A 17,422-nucleotide genomic window follows, 5' to 3' on the forward strand; every position below is an offset into this window, starting at 1 on the left:
CTTGTTTAAAATTATGCTGATCGAAGACGACGTGACCCTGTTCCATGAAGTGCAGGAGCGTCTCTCGCAATGGTCGTATGACGTTTATGGCGTCCGCGATTTCAGCGCCGTACTCCAGGAGTTCACGGCGATTCAGCCCGACCTGGTCATTATCGATATCCATCTGCCGAAATTTGACGGGTTCCATTGGTGCCGAATGATTCGTTCCCACTCCAACGTCCCGATTATATTCCTGTCCTCCCGGGATCATCCCACCGATATGGTGATGTCGATGCAGCTGGGCGCCGACGATTTCATTCAGAAGCCGTTTCACTTCGATGTCCTGATTGCCAAAATCCAGGCCACCCTGCGCCGGGTATACAATTACAACACCGAGCGGACCGAGCTGAGAACCTGGCGCGGAGCCACCGTCGAATTCGGCAAAAATACGATAAGCAGCCCTCAGGGCACCGCTGAACTGACAAAGAATGAAATGTTCATTCTGAAGATCCTCATGGAGCGGAAGAACCAGATCGTCAGCCGGGAGGACCTGATCAAGAGCCTTTGGGACAACGAGCATTTTGTCAGCGATAATACGTTAACGGTCAACGTGAATCGTCTTCGCAAGAAGCTGGAGCCCTTGGGACTTGACCCTTACATCGAAACCAAGGTGGGACAAGGTTACATCGCCACGGAAGAGGCCCACGCATGATGATGGCCTATATCCGGGAACGGCTAAGCTGGATTCTGTTATTCGTGTTCTTGCAGGTGATGCTTCTGTTTATAGCCGCGGTGGACGCCCAAATCCCGTTCCTGCCCATCCTCTATATCGTGTTTCTGTCGACGCTGTTCTTCCTGGTGTTTCTGTTCGTCAGATACAACCGGGAAACCAAGTTCTACAAAAGTCTCCAGGCATGGGACGACACCTACGACTTAGCCGCCATCAGCGATCCGGAGCACCCCTTTGAGGCGATTGCCATGGACATGCTCTCCCTGCAGACCGAGCGTTTCAAGAAGGAATCCTCCATGCGCCTGATGGAGATGCAAGGGGAGAAGGACGAGCTGTTATCCTGGATTCATGAAGTGAAAACGCCGCTCACCACGATGCAATTGATGATCGAACGCATGGAAGACGAAACGTTGAAAGCGCAGCTCCAGTATGAATGGCTCCGCATTCACCTGCTGCTTGACCAGCAGCTGCACCAGAAGCGCATCCCTTTTATTCAGAACGATCTTCTGATCGAGGTGTCCGCCCTGGAGCCGATCATCTTTCAGGAGATCCGCGGGCTCAAAACCTGGTGCATGCAAAAGGGCATCGGCTTTGACGTTTCCCTGCAGGCAGCGGAAGTGCTGAGCGACGCCAAATGGCTGGGCTTTATCATCCGCCAGCTGTTGACCAACGCGGTCAAATACAGCTCCGCTTCGGACATTAGCATCGAGAGCGATCTCGTGGCCGACCATGTCAGACTCATCATTCGGGATGCCGGACGCGGCATTGATCCGAAGGACATGCCCCGGATTTTCGATAAAGGCTTCACGTCCACCACCTCGCATCAGGATAGTGCCGCAACCGGCATGGGGCTCTATCTGACGAAAAAAGTAGCCGAGGCCTTGATGATCCGGATCCAGGTAGAATCAAAGCCGGGCATCGGCACAACCTTTACCTTGATCTTTCCGAAACGGAATGATTTCGTAAGCATTACCGGCATGTGACAACAATGTCACATGCTTTTGCTCTTTGTTCGGCGAATCGAAGGAAAAGGGCCCTCGACTCCTTTATGATAAGGACAGATAACAAAGGAGTGAGTGAAATTGGCAATTCTTGAAGCAAACCAAATTCATAAAAGCTACGGCAACAAATTCAATAAACAGGAAGTGCTGAAGGGCATCGACATCCGCGTGGACAAAGGCGAGTTCGTCAGCATCATGGGCGCTTCGGGCTCCGGGAAAACCACGCTGCTGAACGTGCTCTCCTCGATCGACAAAGTGAGCCTCGGCAGCATCAAAATCGAGGGCAAAGAGTTTACGGGCCTCAAGGAGAAGGAGCTGGCCGAGTTCCGCAAGCATCATCTCGGGTTTATTTTCCAAGAGTATAACCTGCTGGATACGCTGACCGTCAAAGAAAACGTCCTGCTGCCGCTCTCCATTAAGAAGGTATCCAAAAAAGAAGCCGATCAGAAATTCCAAAGAATCGCGACCGAGCTTGGCATCTACGAACTCAAGGATAAATATCCGAACCAAATCTCCGGGGGACAGAAGCAGCGGACCTCCGCGGCCCGCGCGTTCATCCACGATCCGAGCATTATTTTTGCCGATGAGCCGACGGGAGCGCTGGACTCGAAGTCCGCATCCGATCTGTTGAACAAGCTGAGCGAATTAAATCAGAAGATCGACTCCACGATCATCATGGTTACCCATGACCCCGTAGCGGCCAGCTATTGCACCCGGGTAGTCTTCATTAAGGACGGACAGATCTACACCCAGCTGAACAAGGGTGAGCAATCCCGGCAGGCCTTCTTCAACGACATCATCAAGACTCAAGGCGTGCTAGGCGGTGTTCAGAATGAACATTAATTATCTGATCTACCGGAATTTGAAGAAGAATATCAAGAACTATTATCTGTATGTATTTGCGCTGATCTTCAGCGTGGGTCTGTACTTCGCGTTTGTCACGCTGCAATATGATCCCGCAATGGATGAAGCGAAAGGCTCCATTAAGGGAGCGGCTGCGCTTGGAGCCGCCTCCGTGCTGCTCGTGGCCATCGTGGCGATCTTCCTGCTGTATGCCAACACGATTTTCATCAAACGGCGCAGCAAGGAAATCGGACTGTTTCAGCTCATCGGACTGACCAAGGGCAAGATCTTCCGGATCCTCAGTGCGGAGAACCTGATTCTGTACTTCGGCTCCATGGTCATCGGCATCTTTGCCGGCTTCGCGGCTTCGCGCTTAATTCTGATGATCCTGTTCAAGGTGACCGGCGTAGACACCGAAGCAGCCCTCTCCTTCTCGACCGAGGCGCTCATCCAGACCGTGATTGTGTTTGCCGTCATCTATGTGCTGATCATGATCATGAATTATACGTTCATCAAAAGGCAGAGCATTCTATCCCTCTTCCGCGCGGTATCGACGACCGAGAACCAAATTAAGAAAATGTCCTTCGCCGAAATGCTGTTCGGCCTGCTCGGCATCGGACTCATACTTCTTGGCTACTATGTGTCGACCAAGCTGTTCAGCGGAGATTTCACCACCATGAACGAGCTGTTCATGGCCATGATCCTGATCCTGGGGGCGGTGATCATCGGGACTTATCTGTTCTATAAAGGGTCGGTCAGCTTTATATTCAACGCGATCCGGAAGAGCAAGGGCGGTTACTTGTCCCTGAATAATGTGCTGTCCCTGTCCTCCATCATGTTCCGCATGAAATCGAACGCGCTGCTGTTAACGATCATTACGACCGTGTCCGCACTCGCGATCGGACTGCTGTCTCTTAGTTATATTTCGTACTATTCCGCTGAGAAATCGGCCGAGCAGAGCGTGCCCAATCATTTTGCGGTAGCGGATCAGAACGATCTTTCCGCATTTATCCAGGCACTTACAGATGAAGATATCGAATTTAAGAAGACCGAACGGGACGTAATCCAGGTGGGTGCTGACATATCCCAGATTATTGGGGCCAACCTGGAGGTTGCTCAGGGAAATCCGAACTCCATGATTCTCCCTGTGATCAGTGACGAAAGCGTGGAAGGAATGGATGTTTCTCCCGAGGAGACGCTGTTCACCGGGTCCAGCGATGCCATCCAGCAGTTTATGGCCATTCAAACCACAGGGCAAATCGTATTGCAAAGCCCTAAGCACAGCATTAAGCAAGAGCTGATCGGCTTGAACAAGGAAGCCTATGTTTCTTATTACTTTGCCAGCGGCGGGCTGCCGACGGCGATTGTGGACCAGACCGTCTTTGATCAGCTGGCTCAGGATCTGGATCCGAAGATCCAGAAGAAAACCAATGTCTATCACGGCATCGATATCGTGGATCCGATCGCCATGGATCAGGCGAATCAAATTTTTAAAGATCTCGGCATTAGCGAGCGAACAGGGAACCTCTCTCAGCCGGAAATGATCTTCCACCAGAAGAGCAATATGGGCTTGATGATGTTTATTGTGGGATTCCTGGGACTTACCTTCCTGATTACTTCAGGTTGCATCCTGTATTTTAAGCAAATGGACGAAGGCGAAGAGGAGAAGCCGAATTACACGATCCTTCGGAAACTGGGATTCACTCAAGGGAACCTGCTTGCGGGGATTCAATTCAAACAGCTGTTCAACTTCGGCATACCCCTGGTCGTCGGCTTATCCCACAGTTACTTCGCCGTGAAATCCGGCTGGTTCTTCTTCGGAACCGAGCTGTGGCTGCCGATGGTTATGGTAATGCTCCTGTATACGGCGCTGTATTCCATATTCGGTTTGTTGTCGGTCATGTTCTATAAACGGGTAATTAAAGAAGCGTTATAAACGAGGTGCATGGTTGGGCCCAGGGACGATTCGGGTACCATCCATGCATTTTTCCGTGCGCAGGCTTGAAAAACCGCGGATTACCATTCCAACGGACTGCAGCTCTTCTGCAGCTTCCGGATATACACGATTTGACCGATATGATAAGCATTGTGCGTGGCCGCATTACTCACCAATTCCCACCACTTGGCCGGTATTGGGAATCCGTTCACTTCCTGCTCAAGCTTGGCCGCCGACAACAGCTCCTGCCATTGAAGCAAAACCTCAAGCAGCCGGTCCCTTAACTCGGCAAAAGTCGCGTTATCCGGAATCATGAAGCTATTATGGTTGTCTCCAATAGAAGGTACGGCATCGACTTGCGATTCGCGGTACCGCGTCTGCCACGTTTCGTTCCAATACAACAGATGCTGTATGATCTCCGCAATGCTGTGGCTGCCATTGGCCGGCGTCCAGAACGCTTCGTCCTCCGTCAGTTCCTCCACGGATTGCTGGAACGGGACGTGCCAGCTGGGATCGTTCGCGTTCGCTAACAGCTGATTCAATAGAACATCATTTGCATGCGCCATGGGTCATTCACTCCTTCATGCGCCCTGTAATGGGCAGCATCACAAATCATGACTAATTTTACTATAGGATGAACCCCTGTGATTCGCAAAAAATGATTAAAATCATTCTTTCTCGGCTCGTCCCGTCTGGATTAACTTCTACCTCACATGGAACAAATCCAAATAATACTGTGCCGTTGGCGTATCGTTCTTGAAACGCAGCTCGATCTTCTCCCCGCTTTTGCATAGCCCCACCGTGATCTCAAAATAGCTTGCCCCGTGCACCGCATCAACCGGACTGGCCTGTTGGTTATCCTCTTTCATCGTCGTCCGCTCGTTAATCGCTAGAATCCGTTCGCAGCCAAAGGCAGGATACGTCTCCTTGTATATATCCTGAAGGGCCGACCGGATAACCGGATATAGCAGCTGCAGCATGGCCTTCTCAAGCTGCTGCTCTCTAGGCTTGTCCTGTGGCCCTGCATAAGCTGTGCTGCTTCCCGAGCTTGATAGAATCAATCCGCCTGAGAGCAGCAGGCAGATGAAGAATCGTGGCTTCATACGCGTTCACCTTTTTCGTTTTTTCTATTTAGAGTCTCCTTTTCGATCCTATTTAATCCGATTGCAGCCTCGTACCTGCCTATACAAAAAAAGACTGCCCAAAGGCAGTCTTTCATGGGTTTAAATCGTTGATGAATGCACGATCGCATGTCCGTCGTTCCCGTCGTTTTCTTTTTTCCCAACCAGGATATGATAGAGGACGATTCCCGCAGCTAGCAGGACCGCCATCGCGATATACATGCCCCGGAAACCGACAAGCGGCGTCAGGAAGCCGAGTATAAAGGGGCCAAACCCGATGCCCACGTCCACGAAAATATAAAAGGTCGATGTCGCAAGCCCGATCCGGTGCGCCGGCGAACGCTTAATGGCCAGGGCCTGAGCACTGGACTGCGTCGTGCCGTAGCCCAGACCGACGAATACGGCCGAGAGCAGCAAGGTCAGGCCCTGATGGGCTTGGCTGAGCAGAACCATCCCGATCGCAAACGATAGAATGGCCGGGTACATCACCACATTGGCCCCTCTCTGGTCAAACCAGCGACCCGTGAACGGTCTCGACAGAATGACCACAATCGCATAGACAATAAAGAAATAACTTGCCACTTGGGCCAGACTGATCTGCCCGGCAAAAATCATCAGGTACGTTAAGATGCTGGAATACCCGAACCCCATGACAAAGCTGACCAGCGAAATCGGCACCGCCTTCGGCTCAATAAAGTTGGATAGCTTCAACCCTTGCAGATCCTTCTTCTGCTCCGTGGTCAGTTTCAGTTTCGGTATGTTCATAAAGAAAGCCGACAGCAGCGAAAGCGCCCCTAGCGCGGCGCACAGCGTAAAGTTAGCCATCATCGAAGCATGCTCGTTAATCATCAAGCCGATAAAAGGGCCAATTGCCGAAGCGATAATAATGCTCACGCCATAGTAGCCTGTACCCTCGCCTCTTCTCGAATTCGGAATCAGGCTGGCCGCAATCGTGCCTGTTGCCGTTGAGGCAAGGGCGAAGGCGATACCGTGAAAGAAACGGACAACGAGCAGCACGCTCAAGCTGTTTACGACGAAGTACAAACCGATGAGAACGCTGAAGGCGATCAGACCGGTAAACAGCAGTTTTTTGCGGCCGACCCGCTCGATGATGCTTCCTCCGACCAACCGTCCAATCAATGCGCCGACGACAAAAATGCTGGAAGCCAGGCCAGCCATTCCCGTCGATGCGTGAAACTCATTCTTTGCATATGAGGACATGATCACCACTAATAAGTAAAAACATAAAAAGAGCAGAAAATTGACGCCGAACACAATCAAAAAGTCCTTGCTCCACAATCGTTCTCGCGAGTCTGCTTGCTCCAAGTTAATCACCTTTTCTAATAATGTTGTCCCTGACCGTCTCCATCACGCGGATGACCGCCCTTTGATCCTCTTCAGAAACGCCTTCCATAATCTCCTGTTCATATTGGTCAAATATCTTGCGAATTTGCAGGAAGACGTCAGCTCCGGCCTTGGATAGCTGAATGCGCTTCTCCCGTTTATCCCGCACCGGGATTTGCTCCACATATTCCAGCTTGATCAGCGCGTTGACGGTTCGGGTGACGGTGGGCTTCTCCACGTACAGCATTCTGGACAGCTCCACCAAAGTCATCGACTGATAAAAATCCAGATAGTACATGATGGACCACTGGGCATAATACAAGTTGTAGTCTTCGAGCTTACGATTAAGCTCATTGACGAAAGGGCGATACAGCGTAAAGTATTTATGAAAAAAGTGTCTGTGGGCGTCCATTCGAGACCTCCGTTCAAATTAGTTACCTTGGGTAACTATTTATTGATTATAAAGAAGATCCTTCTGCTTGTCCATCCGGAATGATTTCCAAATCCAAGTTCGAACTGATGCGGACGGCATACCGACGCTTATTCTCCCTGTTTAGGAATGGCTCTATTCACGTTTCTGCCGCTTATTACAAGTAGCGGTGGACAAAAAAAATCGCCCTGGGGCGATGGAAGGTGGTCTGCCATCTCAAGGGCGATTCGAACCAGGTATGCGATCTATGCGGCAATTTCAATTGGGTATCAAATCTGTTGTGAATTCTATCCAATATCACTGAACGAATCGGAAATCGGCCCAGATACATCAAGCAGTCTGCCCATATAATCGCTCAGCAGGATACCGTCCGGGTCCAGCTCTTGCCGAACCGCGCGGAATGCTTCCCACATGGGATACAGCTCCTTCAATTGAGCAGCCTCGAGATGATGCATTTTTCCCCAATGCGGCCTGCCGCCGTACCGCAGGAAGATGTGCTCCATCGCACTGAAGTAATCTTCATACGGCATGCCTTTGTACATATGGATCGCAATATAGGCGGAATCCCGGTCGTAGGCAGGGCTTAACCAAATATCATCGCCCTTGGCATAACGGCATTCTACGGGGAAATGCACATGGTACTTGTTTCGCGACATTTCTTCACGCATCTCTTCAATGACCGCGTTCATCGACTCCGCGGGAATGTTATACTCCATTTCGTTGAAACGAACGAGCCGCCGGGTCGCGAATAACCGGTGGCTGTAATTCACCTTGCGACCCAGCGGAACCTGCGACGCCGAGAGACGGCTCACATACGGGCTTGCTTTGGGCAGCTTGCGGCACAGCTCCGAGATCAGCCCAAAGAAGGTGTTCTCCACCAACACGTCGCTGATATAATCCTTGATCCGATGCTCCCTCACCTCTTGGTCCGTCTTGTTCATCAGCTTGATCTGGCACGGCTCTGCGTAAGGAAACCAATAAAACTCGAAGTGACGGTTCTCCTCCGCCAATCGCGTCTGCTGTTTCAAGCATTCGTCGAGCGGTATTCTCCGGCTTTCATATTCGATTTTGTAAGCCGGCTCAAGCCTCAACGTCACTTGCACGATAATGCCGAGCGTACCTAAGGATACCTGCAGCGCCTTGAACCAATCGGGGTGCGACTCCCCGCTGCACACCAGCACCTCGCCCGTACCGGTGACCACCGTCATTCCGACAACCTGCGTGGATATATTCCCGAAGGCCCGGCCCGTACCATGCGTCCCTGTACTAATGGCGCCGGCAATGGACTGAACATCAATATCCCCCAGGTTCTCCTGTGCCAGCCCCTGCCGAAACAACAGCTCGCCCAACAGCTTCAGCTTCGTCCCTGCCCACACGGTGGCGGTTCGGGCTTCGGCGTCGACATGGACCAGGCCCTGCATCCTGTCCAAGGAGATCAGGCAGTCCTCGGATGCCGCAATGGGGGTAAAAGAGTGCCCTGAACCGACCACTCGCAGCCGCCTGCCCTCCTGCCGGCACATCCGGACCACTTTTTCGACTTCCGCTATGGAGGCAGGATACAACACCGTTCTTGGATTGGCTCGTACCGATCCCGACCAATTCGACCACTGGACCTGCTTCATAGAAAACACTCCCCCATTCCGCGATAGGTTGCATATTCGCCTACGATACGGCCTTGCGAGACCGCATACAGCACCTTGAACCGTTCGCACAGCTCGCCGGCCTTCGCATGGCGGAAGAACACCGGGTCTCCCAGGCCAAGCTCCACATGGGCAGGCAGACGCAGCGGCGTCTGCACTTCCCCGGCCCCTTCAAGCGGGAACAGCTTCAATCCCGAAGGCAAGTAAGGCTTCGCCAGCTTATCCTTGTCTGCCGTACCCGATGCCGTGTAGCCTCCTCCCATGCAGGTCACGATCCCTGCCTTCGGGATGCGAACCACCTCTACGGCATAGGCCGCTGCCGGCTTATAACGGAACGAGGCATAATGATCGAACAGACCCGGCGCATAGAAGCCTGAGCCGGCCGTAATTTCGGTTACCCAAGCTTCCTCCCGGGAGCTGTCCAAACTTCCGGTTCCCCCTGCATTCACGAAGCGGAGCCGAAGGTCCATGGCGGCAAGCCGCTCCACGGCTTCTTTCCTCCGCTTGGCCGCTTCAACGATGGAGCGGCTTTTCAGCCACCGGACCATGGTATTCTTCATATGCTTACCGTTTGCGTTATCCCCAACGCCTGCTACCTGCGCCTCGTACCCCATGATGCCGTCCAGGTGGAGCCATGGAGAGCGGATAATCTGCTCCACTATCGGGTACATGCCCTCCCACGAATGGACGGGCGATCGCCATACACCGAAGTGCAGACCTGGATATTGGACCGACATATCCACATCGATGCATAATGGAATCACGGTCCGCTGTTGTTTGGCGAACTGTTCGATGTGCTCGACATGCTCCACGCTGTCCACCATGAAGGTAATGCTGCGACCTTCGCCGACCAGATTCACGATGGAGCGAATGGCTTCCGGCTGCCACTGCGGATATCCCAGCAGCAGATCGTCAAAGCCCTGTTCCGCCAGAAATACGGCCTCCGCTGCCGTATAACACATGATTCCTTGAAAGATCGGGTTCGAACGAAGGAGACGGTTCAACACGTCCACGGAGCGGATGGACTTGCTGGCCAGCCGCACTTTCTTACCCCCAGCCGCTTGTGCAATCGCTTCGGCATTGTCGTCCAGCATGTCCAGATCCACCAAGGCGAACGGCTTCGGAATCTCCGCGAAAATCTCTTTATAATACTCGTATGTCGACACCCCTACATCAACACCTTCCCGTTTCCCTCACGCCTATGCCACATGATATTCTCGAAGGTAACGGATTATCCTTCTGCATACCACCATCCGTACAAATAAAAAAGAGCCCAGCCTACAGTTAACTTTTTTCGCGGATTCTTGTAACGAATCGGCCATGGCCCGGTCATATAGGCAAGGAGGTGAGCAGGTGACGGATTTGCACCAGATCTACCATCAACACTTTCAAGACGTGTATCGGTTTCTGCTGTCGCTCAGCAGAGACGAGCATGTTGCGGAAGAACTCACGCAGGAGACGTTTTTCAAAGCGCTGAAGCATATCGATTCGTTTCAAGGCACATGCAAGCTGAGCGTGTGGCTATGCCAAATCGCTAAACATACATACTTCTCCTATCTTGATAAACAAAAGCGGTATGAGCCGGCCCCGCAGATCGACCACGGCAGCGGTCAGGATATCGCATGGCAAACCGTGGAAAGGGCTGAGGCTTTTCGCATCCATCAAATCCTGCACCGGATGGACGAGCCGTATAAAGAGGTGTTTACGCTGCGAGTGTTCGGGGAATTGTCTTTTGGCGAAATCAGCCGGCTGTTTGGAAAAACCGAGAGCTGGGCAAGAGTCACCTTCTTTCGAGCCAAGCAAAAAATCCAAAGCCTGTACAAGGAGGGGAATCAATCGTGAGCCGAATATCGTGCGAGATTATTCAGGATTTGCTGCCTTTGTACCATGATGATGTGTGCAGCGCAGACACCAAAACCTTGGTAGAAGAGCATCTGGCGGATTGCCCGGCTTGCCGGGAGGTGCTGAGCCATATGAGCTCCCCAATATCGCTGCCCACCCATACGATGGAGCAAAACAAGGATGAAGGAGCCGGATTGAGGCAAGTTGCGGCCCAGTGGTCGCGCACCAAATGGATCTCGTTTACCAAAGGTCTATTGATCAGCTGCTTAGCAGTCGGTCTCTTGTTCCTGGCATATGCGGGTCTGTTCGAATGGAACATTACAAGCGTGCCGACCCGCGTGATGCAGGTATCCGATATCAGCCAGCTGAAGGATGGGCGCATTGCTTATCACGTGAAGATGACCGACGGCTATAATGTTAACCAAGCCAGCTACGATACGGATGAGGAAGGAAACTTCTATGTGACACCCAAGCGTCCCATCATCAAATCTAAAAAATTCGCGGATATGGGACTGTCCAATATGTACTATACGAACGATATTGAAGAACGAAATGCCTACGAGAAGAGCTTTGGCGACGGCGTTCAGATCAAGGCCCTCTATTTGGGGACGCCGGATGACCGGGTTCTGATCTGGGAACAAGGCATGGAGCTGCCGCCGGCAAGCGAGTCCGTCGAGATGCAGTTCAGGAGCGACGAATAAGTATATTTTTAATCAAAAGACCATCGGATGCCCTAATGGCTTCCCATGGTCTTTTCTTGAACCTTAACCGAGCCGGCCGGATGATTACGCAGAACCTTCCGCTCGATCCCGCCGTAGATCAAGCCGATTACACCAAACAGAATGACCGCGGTGCTGACATGTAGTTCATATTCCTGTATGAATCGATCATCATAGCTTTCGTAGAACAGCACTGTCCCGGCGGCAGCCCACATCACGGCATACAGCAGGGCGTACAGGATGAGTGAAGTTCTGCCCCATCGAATCATGCCCATGAGCCACGATAAAGGGAGCACGATCATTGGGTATAGTAGCGAGGATATGAGAATCGGAATAATCATCAGAACAAAACCCGCATTACGAAGGCCGAAATATTCCGTCGTCGTGATCTTGTATCCTTCGATATACTCCAAGCCTACGACAGCATCGGTAAACAGAAACATAAAGACGAACCACAACACAAAATATCTGGCCACCCGCAAGATGTACACCGCCCCGCCTGTTTATGTCATAGACGAACTCGTGCCGGAAAAAGTTACATGCGTCTTCATTTCATATCGTCAAAAAGTAATTCTGCTTACTCCGCAGGCTCGCCAGCCGCTTCCCAGCGGTCGATTTCCTTCCGGACCCGAGGGGCGACTTCGGTTCCCAGCAGTTCGATGGCTCTCATGACTTCGTCGTGAGGCATCGTTCCCACAGGCACATGCAGCATAAAGCGGGTAATGCCCACATGCTTGCGCAGGTGAATGATTTTCTCGGCCACCGTCTCAGGATCCCCTACATACAGCGCACCTTCGAAGCTGCGGGCCGCATCGAATCTTGCGCGGTCATAGAATCCCCAGCCCCGCTCCCGTCCCAGCACGTTCATGCTGGCTTGGGTCGAAGGGAAGAACTTGTCCGCGGCCAGCTCGGTTTCTTCCGCAATGAATCCGTGGGAATGCGAGCCGATCGGCAGCTTCGACACATCATGCCCGGCATGAGCTGCCGCTTCTTTATACAGCTTGACCAGCGGCGCAAACTGCAGGGGACTGCCGCCGATAATCGCCAGCACCAGCGGGAGGCCGAGCAGGCCTGCCCGCACGACCGATTCCGAATTGCCTCCGCTTCCGATCCACACCGGCAGCGGGTTCTGAACCGGACGAGGATAGACGCCCAAGTTATGGATCGCCGGACGATGCTCGCCCTGCCAGGTGACTTTTTCCGACTCGCGGATTTTGAGCAGCAGCTCCAGCTTCTCCTCGAACAACTCGTCATAATGACTCAGATCATAGCCGAATAACGGGAACGATTCGATGAACGAACCCCTGCCGGCCATAATCTCCGCGCGTCCGTTCGAAATCGCGTCCAAGGTAGCAAAATCCTGAAAGACCCGTACCGGGTCCGCGGAAGACAGCACCGTCACCGCGCTGGTCAGCCGAATCCACTTCGTCTGCGACGCAGCCGCGGCAAGAACGACCGCAGGCGAAGACGCCGCATAATCCTTGCGGTGATGCTCCCCTACGCCATACACATCCAATCCCACCTGATCGGCCAGGACGATTTCCTCAACCACCTCGCGCAGCCGCTGCGCATGGCTCATCACTTCGCCGGTCTTCACATCCGGCCACGTCTCCACGAACGAGCTAACCCCAATTTCCATTATGTTTTCCTCCTATTATCCTTTGCCGCGGTCAGAACCGCAGGCAAAGGTTATCGATGCTTCCCGCCCAGGGCAGTCCATATCGTTAATCATCTTGCAATTATCTTTATATTGAACTTTTGGTTCGGATTTTTCAAGTTACAAGTTAACTGATAACGTGAAATCGGTGGATTCGATGCATAGGAAATCTAAATATGGCCGGGATCCATACGGATTCCGGCCATGCATTTTACCTTTTAACGATGCATTTGAAATGGGCTTATTGTTTCGATGCCAGGTATTCCTCCAAGCGATCCCAGGTTTGGGTAATGCCTTCTTCCATTCCCATATCCAATACCGATTGGAGCGCTTCAGCGGATTCATATACACCTCGATTGACCAGCTTGGTCTTTCCATCCACTTCCTCAAACGTCATCGTCACCGTGGTTGCGGGCATGCCCTCCGCAATATTGCCTTCCGCATCCGAGAAATAGTCGATATAGACGATTTTCTCCGGCTCCTCAATTTCCTGGTAGACCGATTTGCCCCAGGATTCCATGCCGTAGAAATCCCCTTGATTCTGATCCATGCACTTCATGCAGTAATGCCATTGGCCGCCAGGACGGAAATCCATGTCGGATACCGTAATGTCCCATCCGCGAGGCCCCCACCACTGCTTCAGATGCTCTCCATCGGTAAGCACCTTGAATACCAGCTCTCTTGGTGCATTAAATACGCGCTCCAGTACGATCACTTGACCTTCTACCCGTGTAATCATTTTGCTTGTCATTATATATTCCTCCTCGAATTAGATGGTGTTTACTCCTGTTTCTTCATATCCGATTGCAGCTTCTCCAAGTAATCATCCAAGTTGTCATACCGTTCGTTCCATATGCGGCGGTAATTATCGAGCCAACGGTCCAATTCCTGAAACGGCTCCGACCGCAGCATGTAATTCCGTCGGTTCGCATCCGCCCTTACCTCGACCAGTCCGGCATCCAGCAGTACCTTCAAATGCTTCGAGGCTTGAGGCTGCCGAATGTCGAGACGTTCGGCGATTTCCCCTACCGTAAGCGGCCCCTTCTGCAGGAGATTCACGATACGAAAACGGCTTGGTTCGGCTAATGCGTTAAATGTTGTCAGTTCCATCTTGTCGTGATGACCGGTACAGACCCGCTGTTATGGCGTTTACGGCGATTGTCAACTCTCTCTGTTCCCGTCACCATCATCACCTCTTTTTTCGGCTTCTTTTTTTGCTGCCGTTTTTCTTGTTTTCAATATACCACAAATGGAATATTCGTGTAAAGGAATATTTAGATGTTTTTTCAATTTATTTTTATTACAGCGCAAAAAAAGCAACAAACGCGGCTCCTTACCTGACCTCGCTTATTGCCCCTCTTCGCTTTACCGTTCGTATTCCTTATCGAAAGAACACCTTGTCCACATTGTATTTGGCCTTGAATTCATTAATGATATAGGTTTCATATATCTCTCTATGCACCGCGTCTTCAATGACGCAAACCTCGATGCTCGTCACTTCATTCCGATGCTCCTTGATCGGGGAGACGCTATCTTCAAAATGCTTCTTGATCCGAGGTCTCAGCTTTCTAGCTTTGCCAACGAACAGAAGCTCCTCCTTGCTGTTGTAGAACATGAAAATCCCGCCCCGGTCTCTCGGAATCAGGTGGAAATCCGTAAATCCGTAAATATGGCTCAGTTCCGGAGCATCCTGCTTGGTTATGGTGACGTCCGGCTTGGGGATGGTTATATCGATCATGGCTAACGTTCACTTCCTCTATTCAATGTATTGACCTAAATCGTATCACTGATCGGCTCATTTGCCCATGCGGGAAATTCAACAGACCCTTAACACCCTTCTCTGGGCATTTGCATAGGATGGGATTATGTATGACTAATTCACGATGGGGGTCTTTTCCATATGAGCATTCAATATCCCGGACACCAGGAGCAAACCTTATATCAAGCTGAACCCAGCATGAAGCACAACATCAAATCGGTTCGCGATCATATCCACCATCTATGCAAGCAGCATGCGAATCAGCTGGTTCGCGTCGAAACGCTTGACGGCGATGTCTTTGAAGGCACTATTATGCATTGCGAGAAAGGGATTCTGTATTTGAGCATGCCCGGATACGGAAACCAGCGCGGCTTCGGTCCCAGTTACTATAACAATGTAATCCTGCCACTTGTCCTCTTCGAATTGCTTGTCATCACCTTGCTTTACATCTAGAAGAAGGGCTTTACATTGTAGTTCGGCAAGTCTCCCGCGCACTTCCAAACCTAAAAACCCGATTAAGGAGTGAATCCTCATGGCATTTATGCCGCCGCAAGGACCCCAGGGACCGATGCAAGGGCCCTCATCCCCGCCTCCAACATCTGTCCCCCAACAGCCTATGGCCAGTACCTTCGCAGTTGATCCTGGAGCGATCAGGGGCTGTTTGTTCAGAAATACCTATATTTGGCCGACACGTGGACCCGGCTTCTGGTTTTACCCGACTTTTGTGGGCCGCACCTCGGTGGCCGGCTTCCGCTGGACGGGATGGATGTGGGTATATTCAGGGCTCGACTTAAGAAGTATCGAGTCGTTCACCTGTTTCTGATGCTCTTATATCAAAAGGAATGGGTCAATCCGCTCCCACAGGCACCTCTATAGCGCCTGCTTATGGGAAGAGCGCCTGCAATGGCGCTCTTAAGCTCTTACATGACGGACAAGCTCCTGTTCATGGAAGAGTCTACCTTAACAGGATGCCCCTGTTTTACGAAAAATAAAGTTCTTGATTATCCTCCCGCTACGTTAAATAATATGTAACAGTCCCTCTATAAAACCGATAATGGAGATTGGGATTATATCTTTAACATACAGAGCAGAAAGGTTGACTTGAACACCATGGATATTTCGCAACATGCCACTGGGGAAAAAAGCGGCAAAGAACCCTTTCCCATCTCTATACTCTCTCTCACCGTGGGCGCATTTGCCATTGGCATGACGGAGTTTGTCATTATGGGGATCCTCCCCAATGTAGCCGATGATCTGAATGTCAGCATCGCGTCTGCCGGGCAGCTGATTACGATGTATGCCCTCGGGGTAGCCGTAGGAGCCCCTATTCTGACCGTCCTTACTAACCAAATTCCGCAGAAAAAGCTGTTACTGCTGCTCATGGGCCTGTTCATCCTGGGCAACGGCATCTCGGTCTTCGCTCCGAACTATGCCGTTCTGATGGGAGCCCGGATGCTGACCGCGCTGACCCACGGGACCTTCTTCGGCGTGGGCGCTGTCATCGCATCCAATCTGGTGCGGCCGGACAAGCGTGCCGGAGCGGTGTCCATCATGATGGCGGGATTAACGATAGCCAATATCATCGGGGTTCCGATCGGTACCTTCATCGGCCAAACGATGGGCTGGCGCGCTTCATTCGGCGCGATTGCCGTCATGGGCGTGTTGGCATTGATCGGCATCCTGATCTTCATACCGAAGATACGGCAGGAGCAAGCGACAAGCATCGTTCAGCAGATCACGGCCATCATTAGACCCCAGCTTCTTCTCTTCCTGCTGATCGGCGCGCTTGGCAATGCCGGCCTGTTCGCCGTCTTCACTTATATCGCGCCCCTGCTGATTGAGATCACGGGCTTTGCGGAACCCAGCGTCACCTGGATTCTGATCCTGTTCGGTATCGGCGTGACCGTAGGCAACATCGTAGGCGGCAGGCTGGCGGACTGGAAACTGCTGCCCTCCATCCTGGGCGTTTACTTTGCGACGGCCGTCATTCTGACCATCCTCACGGTGACCATCCATCACCCGGTCACGGCTGTGCTGACCATCGTGCTGTGGGGGGCCGCCTCTTTCGCCGTTATGCCGGGAATGCAGGTGCGCGTGATGAGTCTGGCCCAATCCGCTCCTGCACTGGCCTCCACAGCAACCCATTCCGCGGGCAATCTCGGAAATGCGGCGGGCGCTTTTATCGGGGGATTGGTCATTACGCATCTAAGCTTAACGGCCCTGCCTTGGGTGGGCGCCGGATTGGTAGGGCTCGCCTTCATTCTGGGAGCAGCCTGCTATATGTATGAGCGCAAGGCCGTGACGGCTAATGTTTAAAGGGCTCCAACAGGCATGAAAAGCCGATCCCTTAACCGGGACGAGCATAAGAAAGGCGTAACCGGACATGCGGCACCCGGTTACGCCTTTTGCATCTATATATTC

The 17,422-nt window shown here is 52.1% G+C and carries 20 protein-coding genes; 8 read left to right on the top strand and 12 right to left on the bottom strand.

What is annotated here, in order from left to right; genetic code table 11:
* Nucleotide 1 precedes the first annotated feature (1 nt).
* The 4 genes from RB298_RS06475 (at nucleotide 2) to RB298_RS06490 (ending at nucleotide 4,489) form a co-directional block, all read left to right on the top strand.
* Nucleotides 2–691: a response regulator transcription factor gene (locus RB298_RS06475; RefSeq protein WP_375121595.1), complete on the top strand. Its 690-nt coding sequence runs from the start codon at nucleotides 2–4 to the stop codon at nucleotides 689–691.
* Entirely contained in the window at nucleotides 688–1,692 is a 1,005-nt protein-coding gene (locus RB298_RS06480) for a sensor histidine kinase (protein ID WP_375121596.1), read from the top strand. The genes RB298_RS06475 and RB298_RS06480 overlap by 4 nt, the downstream gene beginning before the upstream one ends.
* A gap of 99 nt (nucleotides 1,693–1,791) precedes the next feature.
* Nucleotides 1,792–2,553, top strand: a complete 762-nt coding sequence (locus tag RB298_RS06485) for an ABC transporter ATP-binding protein (protein ID WP_009591195.1) — start codon at nucleotides 1,792–1,794, stop codon at nucleotides 2,551–2,553.
* Complete coding sequence (locus RB298_RS06490; protein WP_375121597.1) at nucleotides 2,543–4,489, top strand: FtsX-like permease family protein; 1,947 nt, start codon at nucleotides 2,543–2,545, stop codon at nucleotides 4,487–4,489. Before RB298_RS06485 ends, RB298_RS06490 begins: the two co-directional genes overlap by 11 nt.
* An 80-nt stretch (nucleotides 4,490–4,569) precedes the next feature.
* Here the strand turns inward: RB298_RS06490 and RB298_RS06495 are convergent, their stop codons facing one another.
* The 6 genes from RB298_RS06495 to RB298_RS06520 form a co-directional block, all read right to left on the bottom strand.
* Complete coding sequence (locus RB298_RS06495; RefSeq protein WP_375121598.1) at nucleotides 4,570–5,055, bottom strand: DinB family protein; 486 nt, start codon at nucleotides 5,053–5,055, stop codon at nucleotides 4,570–4,572.
* A 138-nt stretch (nucleotides 5,056–5,193) separates the two neighbouring features.
* The gene (locus RB298_RS06500) at nucleotides 5,194–5,592 is read right to left on the bottom strand and encodes a hypothetical protein (protein WP_486046427.1); all 399 of its coding nucleotides are present in this window, start codon (nucleotides 5,590–5,592) and stop codon (nucleotides 5,194–5,196) included.
* Between the two features lie 120 nt (nucleotides 5,593–5,712).
* Nucleotides 5,713–6,945 (bottom strand): MFS transporter, encoded by a 1,233-nt coding sequence (locus tag RB298_RS06505; protein WP_486046429.1) that lies wholly within the window; start codon nucleotides 6,943–6,945, stop codon nucleotides 5,713–5,715.
* A complete protein-coding gene (locus RB298_RS06510) occupies nucleotides 6,938–7,366 on the bottom strand; it encodes a MarR family winged helix-turn-helix transcriptional regulator (RefSeq protein WP_036659443.1) in 429 nt (142 codons plus the stop codon). The genes RB298_RS06505 and RB298_RS06510 overlap by 8 nt, the downstream gene beginning before the upstream one ends.
* A 305-nt stretch (nucleotides 7,367–7,671) precedes the next feature.
* The gene (locus RB298_RS06515; RefSeq protein ID WP_486046431.1) at nucleotides 7,672–9,006 is read right to left on the bottom strand and encodes a D-arabinono-1,4-lactone oxidase; all 1,335 of its coding nucleotides are present in this window, start codon (nucleotides 9,004–9,006) and stop codon (nucleotides 7,672–7,674) included.
* A complete protein-coding gene (locus RB298_RS06520; protein ID WP_486046433.1) occupies nucleotides 9,003–10,190 on the bottom strand; it encodes an amino acid deaminase/aldolase in 1,188 nt (395 codons plus the stop codon). Before RB298_RS06520 ends, RB298_RS06515 begins: the two co-directional genes overlap by 4 nt.
* A gap of 187 nt (nucleotides 10,191–10,377) precedes the next feature.
* Between RB298_RS06520 and RB298_RS06525 the strand changes: the two genes are divergently transcribed.
* Together RB298_RS06525 and RB298_RS06530 are read left to right on the top strand one after the other, a co-directional pair.
* A complete protein-coding gene (locus tag RB298_RS06525) occupies nucleotides 10,378–10,866 on the top strand; it encodes an RNA polymerase sigma factor (RefSeq protein ID WP_096775667.1) in 489 nt (162 codons plus the stop codon).
* On the top strand, nucleotides 10,863–11,567 hold the full coding sequence (locus tag RB298_RS06530; RefSeq protein ID WP_486046435.1) for a zf-HC2 domain-containing protein: 705 nt from the start codon (nucleotides 10,863–10,865) through the stop codon (nucleotides 11,565–11,567). The genes RB298_RS06525 and RB298_RS06530 overlap by 4 nt, the downstream gene beginning before the upstream one ends.
* Before the next feature lie 32 nt (nucleotides 11,568–11,599).
* Here the strand turns inward: RB298_RS06530 and RB298_RS06535 are convergent, their stop codons facing one another.
* The 6 genes from RB298_RS06535 to RB298_RS06560 all read right to left on the bottom strand — a co-directional run bounded on the left by RB298_RS06535 (nucleotide 11,600) and on the right by RB298_RS06560 (nucleotide 14,980).
* Nucleotides 11,600–12,061 (bottom strand): hypothetical protein, encoded by a 462-nt coding sequence (locus RB298_RS06535; protein WP_486046468.1) that lies wholly within the window; start codon nucleotides 12,059–12,061, stop codon nucleotides 11,600–11,602.
* Nucleotides 12,062–12,162: 101 nt separating this feature from the next.
* Entirely contained in the window at nucleotides 12,163–13,224 is a 1,062-nt protein-coding gene (locus tag RB298_RS06540; protein ID WP_096775665.1) for an LLM class flavin-dependent oxidoreductase, read from the bottom strand.
* Between the two features lie 259 nt (nucleotides 13,225–13,483).
* Nucleotides 13,484–13,993, bottom strand: a complete 510-nt coding sequence (locus tag RB298_RS06545; RefSeq protein ID WP_096775664.1) for an SRPBCC domain-containing protein — start codon at nucleotides 13,991–13,993, stop codon at nucleotides 13,484–13,486.
* Between the two features lie 29 nt (nucleotides 13,994–14,022).
* Nucleotides 14,023–14,352 carry an ArsR/SmtB family transcription factor gene (locus RB298_RS06550; RefSeq protein WP_015737993.1) on the bottom strand — a complete coding sequence of 110 codons (330 nt, stop codon included), beginning with the start codon at nucleotides 14,350–14,352 and terminating at the stop codon, nucleotides 14,023–14,025.
* Nucleotides 14,353–14,403: 51 nt separating this feature from the next.
* Nucleotides 14,404–14,562, bottom strand: coding sequence for a hypothetical protein (locus RB298_RS06555; RefSeq protein ID WP_486046438.1), 159 nt, complete (start codon nucleotides 14,560–14,562; stop codon nucleotides 14,404–14,406).
* Nucleotides 14,563–14,623: 61 nt separating this feature from the next.
* Nucleotides 14,624–14,980, bottom strand: a complete 357-nt coding sequence (locus RB298_RS06560) for a nucleotide excision repair endonuclease (RefSeq protein ID WP_015737994.1) — start codon at nucleotides 14,978–14,980, stop codon at nucleotides 14,624–14,626.
* Between the two features lie 162 nt (nucleotides 14,981–15,142).
* Here RB298_RS06560 and RB298_RS06565 point away from each other — a divergent pair, with 162 nt between their 5' ends.
* Nucleotides 15,143–15,454, top strand: a complete 312-nt coding sequence (locus tag RB298_RS06565; protein ID WP_096775663.1) for a hypothetical protein — start codon at nucleotides 15,143–15,145, stop codon at nucleotides 15,452–15,454.
* 657 nt (nucleotides 15,455–16,111) lie between these two features.
* Nucleotides 16,112–17,317 carry an MFS transporter gene (locus RB298_RS06570; protein WP_486046441.1) on the top strand — a complete coding sequence of 402 codons (1,206 nt, stop codon included), beginning with the start codon at nucleotides 16,112–16,114 and terminating at the stop codon, nucleotides 17,315–17,317.
* Nucleotides 17,318–17,422: the final 105 nt, after the last annotated feature.

The organism is Priestia sp. BR_2 (genome assembly GCF_041954005.1).
GTDB lineage: Bacteria > Bacillota > Bacilli > Paenibacillales > Paenibacillaceae > Paenibacillus_AQ > Paenibacillus_AQ lautus_A.

Excerpts from the sequence above, each read along its gene's own strand:
- RB298_RS06480 (WP_375121596.1), top strand. The coding sequence starts at position 688 with ATGATGATGGCCTATATCCGGGAACGGCTAAGCTGGATTCTGTTATTC.
- RB298_RS06495 (WP_375121598.1), bottom strand. The coding sequence starts at position 5,055 with ATGGCGCATGCAAATGATGTTCTATTGAATCAGCTGTTAGCGAACGCG.
- RB298_RS06545 (WP_096775664.1), bottom strand. The coding sequence starts at position 13,993 with ATGACAAGCAAAATGATTACACGGGTAGAAGGTCAAGTGATCGTACTG.
- RB298_RS06565 (WP_096775663.1), top strand. The coding sequence starts at position 15,143 with ATGAGCATTCAATATCCCGGACACCAGGAGCAAACCTTATATCAAGCT.
- RB298_RS06560 (WP_015737994.1), bottom strand. The coding sequence starts at position 14,980 with ATGATCGATATAACCATCCCCAAGCCGGACGTCACCATAACCAAGCAG.
- RB298_RS06515 (WP_486046431.1), bottom strand. The coding sequence starts at position 9,006 with ATGAAGCAGGTCCAGTGGTCGAATTGGTCGGGATCGGTACGAGCCAAT.
- RB298_RS06570 (WP_486046441.1), top strand. The coding sequence starts at position 16,112 with ATGGATATTTCGCAACATGCCACTGGGGAAAAAAGCGGCAAAGAACCC.
- RB298_RS06540 (WP_096775665.1), bottom strand. The coding sequence starts at position 13,224 with ATGGAAATTGGGGTTAGCTCGTTCGTGGAGACGTGGCCGGATGTGAAG.
- RB298_RS06500 (WP_486046427.1), bottom strand. The coding sequence starts at position 5,592 with ATGAAGCCACGATTCTTCATCTGCCTGCTGCTCTCAGGCGGATTGATT.
- RB298_RS06490 (WP_375121597.1), top strand. The coding sequence starts at position 2,543 with ATGAACATTAATTATCTGATCTACCGGAATTTGAAGAAGAATATCAAG.
- RB298_RS06550 (WP_015737993.1), bottom strand. The coding sequence starts at position 14,352 with ATGGAACTGACAACATTTAACGCATTAGCCGAACCAAGCCGTTTTCGT.
- RB298_RS06510 (WP_036659443.1), bottom strand. The coding sequence starts at position 7,366 with ATGGACGCCCACAGACACTTTTTTCATAAATACTTTACGCTGTATCGC.